Source organism: Mycobacterium sp. (genome assembly GCF_035603715.1).
GTDB lineage: Bacteria > Actinomycetota > Actinomycetes > Mycobacteriales > Mycobacteriaceae > Mycobacterium.
This window is the reverse complement of record NZ_DATNJW010000029.1, coordinates 1-4374: the sequence shown is the minus strand read 5'-3', so window position 1 is coordinate 4374 and position 4374 is coordinate 1. Positions and strand designations below refer to the sequence as shown.

Sequence of the window (4374 nt, the reverse complement as noted above, 5' to 3'; positions counted from 1 at the left end):
GCGGTGATCATCGCCGATGAACGCCTACAGGAGATGATCGCGATCCGCGACCGCTTCGGGGTCAAGCCGCTCTACTACGCAGTGGTGAACGGCGACGTGTTCTTCGCATCGGAGATCAAGGCACTGTTGGCGCTGGGTGTGTCGGCCGCATGGGATCTGGAGGGCGCCACCGGAGGCACGGGCAGATCTCACGAGAAAACCGAGTTCGCCGGAATCAGTACGGTGCCGCCAGGTTGCTATGCGATCGCCAGGGATGGCGATGTTCGCATCTATCCCTATTGGGATTGGGAGATCCCGACTGTTGAGCAGATGCGGGCGGACAAACGAAGCGAGGCCGACATCATCGTCGAATTCCGCGAGACTCTGCGCGATTCCGTGCGGGAACGACTGGTCGCCGATGTCGAGGTCGCGTCCTATCTGAGTGGTGGCATCGACTCGTGCGCCGTCCTCGGGCTCGCGCAGCAGGAGATGGACCGGCCGATCCGCGCGTTCACGCTCACCTTTGACAACGCGCTGTATGACGAAACCAGCATCGCTGAAGCTCAGGCCAAACACGTCGGCGCGACCTTCCACCCCATTGCGATCACGGGGCGGGAGATCGCCGACGCGTTCAAGGATGCGGTGTGGCATGCCGAAACTCAGATGTTCAACGGCCACGGCGTTGCCAAGTATCTGCTCAGCCGTGCCGTGCGGGCGGCCGGCATCAAAGTGGTGTTCACTGGCGAAGGCGCCGACGAGATGCTGGGAGGCTATGCGTTCTTCCGGGTCGACGCGCTCAATGACAATGCGACGTTGAGCGCTGCCGAGAAATCGGTGCTCTTCGACGAGATGCTCGGCGCCAACGCGGCAACTCGCGCGTTGTTGATGCCGGAACAGGTCGACAACCCGGAGATGCAGGCAGTGCAGCGCAGGCTCGGCTGGCTGCCGGCAACGCTCAACTTCGCTGCGGCCCCGGCGAATATCGTGGCCCCGTTGTTCCGCGATGATCTCCCGGTATCCGTTAGGCAGTTTCAGCCGCTGGTGTCTGCGCTGGACCGCTTGCCGCTGGCGCAACGTGTCGCCGGCCGCGACCGGCTCAACCAGATGCTCTACGTCAATGCCAAGACGGTGTTGCCGAACTTCGTCTTGAACTATCTGGCCGACCGGATGGAGATGGCGTACTCCATCGAGGGACGGGTGCCGTTCCTGGATCACCACGTCGCCGAGGCAGCGGCGCGGATCCCGGTGAGCATGAAGGTCAAGGGAATTCGGGAAAAGCATGTGCTGCGGGAGGCTGCGAAGGATGTGTTGATTCCCGAGGTCTACGACCGGCAGAAGCATCCGTTCACGACGCCGCCGACCCGGAACTCGAATGACCCGATGCTCGCCTTCTACCGGGACACGTTCGCGTCGCAAGCGGCGAAGGACCAGCCGATCTACGACATGAAGAAAGTCTCAACGGCGCTCGACGGGCTGCTGGAATGCCCGGACGATCAACGCATCGCTGTGGAAGGCGGTCTGCAGAGGGTGGCGAGTGTGATCCTGATGCAAGAGCTGTTCTCCATGACGTGACCCGCCCCGGGCTCACGTGCAGCGTGGCCGCCTCTCGACTGGCCAGAAGTTTTCTCAAGCTTGAAAGACATTGCAGCAGAATTCGAATTCCCAGCCGGCCAAGTCGGCGGATGGCCTACCGCGCCTGCCCGACGATCCTTGGGATCTGGCGGGCCTTGTCCAGGAGTTCACGATCGGACTTGGCGACGCGACCCAGAGGCACGGATGCGTCGATGTTATTCGACGCATCCTCCGGAAACTGGCAGTGGACGACGTAGAAAATGGCTGCGCCAGAAGGACGCAGTGGTACTAAGCACCGGCTTCAGCTCGTCGCTGCACGCTGCGATGACTTGTGCGGCCCTTCCATCTCGCGACCATCGAAGAAGCCACAGCGCCACGCTGCATCATCCTCAGACGCTCCAAAACTTCCGACAACAACAGCAGCAGCAGGAGCTGGCTGTTCTTGATGAAATCTAATTGTCCATAACGGTTTACAAAGCCGTAGCGGCGTTCGACGGTGATGGTCCTATCGACCCGCCAGTACGCCGTATTAGCCGGACTCCGGCAAGAACTCGAAGGAGGCCAGCGCCACCCCATGTTTATCGACAGCAGCTGTACCTGCATCCCAAGGACATGCAATTCGATCACTCGTATACCTGGACCTGAAACAGCGGAGGACCAGATGCGACTGAATCGGCTACGCGCTGCCATGCGTCGGTCGCTGCCGGGATTGGGGTCACCCATATCGGCCCTCCTCGTGGGGCTATCCGCCTTTTCGGACGAATTTTGATGTCTTGCACTTACTCTCACGTTGTTGCCGCTCGGTTGGCGCTCCCAGCGCCCCGTGAGGCCGATGCGGGCGGCGTCAGCTCAGTAGGCTCAGCTGCCGTAGGTCGTTGGCGTACTTGGCGATCAGCTCCGCCGAGATGTGCGGGATGTCCTTGTCCGGACCGGCTCTGACCGCGCGCACCTCGGCGTGGAACGCGTCGGTTGGTGCGGTAGCGCCGCGGATCGGCTTGTCCGGCTTGCGGAATGCGTGCAATAGGGCCAGGACGGAGTGCTGACGCTGCTGTTCGGGCAGGCCCGTTAGTGCGGTCTGGAACCGACTCAGCCATTCGTCGTAGTCGTTGATGCGCCGGATGTTGTTGCCGGCCTGGATCAGCCAATCCACGAATACATCCAATGAGATGCCGTCGTCGTGGGGGTTCATCACGTCGAAGGACCGGTAGCCCGTGGTCACCCGGGTGCCGATCATGGTGACCGCCGCGGCGATGAAATCGACCGGCAGGCCGTCGTAATGTGCCCTCGCCCGGCAGCCGGCACCCTCGCTTTCGTAAAATGAATGCGGTGCAATGCCGGTCACCAGAAGGCTGAAGATCAGCCGGGTGAAAATGTCAGCCACATTGAGTTGCCCACGGTATCGGGTGTGCGCCAGGATCATGTCGGACCGGAACACCGCCACCGGAACTCCACATAGGTCGTTGGCTTCCCTGAGCAGGACCTCGCCGGCCCACTTGCTGTTGGCGTAGCCATTCAAGTAATCGTCGTTGATCGGGCGGATCGGACTGATCCGGCGGATATCGGCGTCCTCCTCGAACTGGCCGCGCGGAACCGTCTGCGTCACCGCGATGGTGGACAGGTAGGTGATCGGTTTGATCCGAGTAGTGATGGCAAGTCGGATGAGCTCAGCGGTCCCAACGACATTCGGGCCGAACAGCTGACCGTAGGGCAGCACATGGTTCACCAGTGCCGCCGAGTGCACGATGAGATCTACACTCTCGGCCAGCCGTTGCCAGGTCGCCGCGTCCAGGCCGAGATTCTGATCGCCGATATCACCGGACACCAGCTCGAGGTGGGCGGCCGCGAGCAGCCGAAACCGGCTCAGCAACTCGGGATCACCGCTGTCGAACACCTTCTCCATTCGCGTTCTAGCCTCGTCGGCGTCGCGGCCCCGAACGATCGCGATCAGCTTGCCGCCTCGTAGGGAAAGTCGCTCGAGCCACTCCAGGGTCAAGAACCGACCCAGCCAGCCGTTCGCGCCGGTTAGCAGGACAGTGTGGGGCACACGCGCACCGGAGGCAGGAGGCAATGACCTTGCGGTCGAAAGAGTCTGGGCATCGATGAATTTGTCCAAGGTCAACTCGTCTGCCGAAATCGTGGTCGGGCTCTGGCCGTGAACAGACGTGAAGGTCGGACGCTGTGCACCCGTCCTGCGCTGCGTCTCGATGTAATCCGCCAGTCCTCCGACACTATTGGCTGGGCTGATGATCACGCTGACCGGCACCTCGACCCCAAAGATATCCTCGAGCATGGCGGAGAATGTCAACGCCGACAATGAATCTCCACCAAGATCGGTGAAATGAGCGTCGGCTTCGGCGTCGACACTCGCGCTACCGAACAAGGCGCGGATTGCGCGGACGAGCGTCTCCATCACAGGTTGATCGGCCGCCATCCGATGCAGTCCGCGCATCTCATTGACCTGCGCGGCGGCGATTTCGGTGTACATCTGCTCGAGCCGCTCGCCGTACCGTTCCTCGAGCCGGGGCCGCAGTAGCTTGCCCACGCCGGACAACAACCCGTTTTCCTCGGTGAAGGGTTCGGTGGCGATGATGAAGTCCATTGGCACTTCGTAGGACGTCAACTGCGCGTCGGCGGCGCACTGCTTCAGCGACTTGTGCAGCGCGGTCTTCATTCCGTCCATGTCGTCGCCGAACTCGCCGAGTGCCTCGAGGGTCGGCACGATGACACCCAACAGGCTTGACCGTTCGCTGTTGCCGTACACGAAGATCTGCCGCACCAGTGGAGCGGCGCTGTACACAGCCTCGAGGTTCGAGGTAGCGACGA

Annotated in this window: 3 protein-coding genes; 1 reads left to right on the top strand and 2 read right to left on the bottom strand. The window is 61.8% G+C overall.

The window, feature by feature from the left end:
* Positions 1-1551: asparagine synthase (glutamine-hydrolyzing) (asnB, locus tag VN856_RS01010; protein ID WP_325685267.1), on the top strand; the 1551-nt coding region annotated here is incomplete at its 5' end.
* A 288-nt stretch (positions 1552-1839) separates the two neighbouring features.
* Here asnB and VN856_RS01005 read toward each other — a convergent pair.
* Positions 1840-2274: a hypothetical protein gene (locus VN856_RS01005; protein ID WP_325685266.1), complete on the bottom strand. Its 435-nt coding sequence runs from the start codon at positions 2272-2274 to the stop codon at positions 1840-1842.
* A gap of 121 nt (positions 2275-2395) precedes the next feature.
* On the bottom strand, positions 2396-4374 hold a 1979-nt coding region (locus VN856_RS01000; protein WP_325685265.1), incomplete at its 5' end, for a thioester reductase domain-containing protein.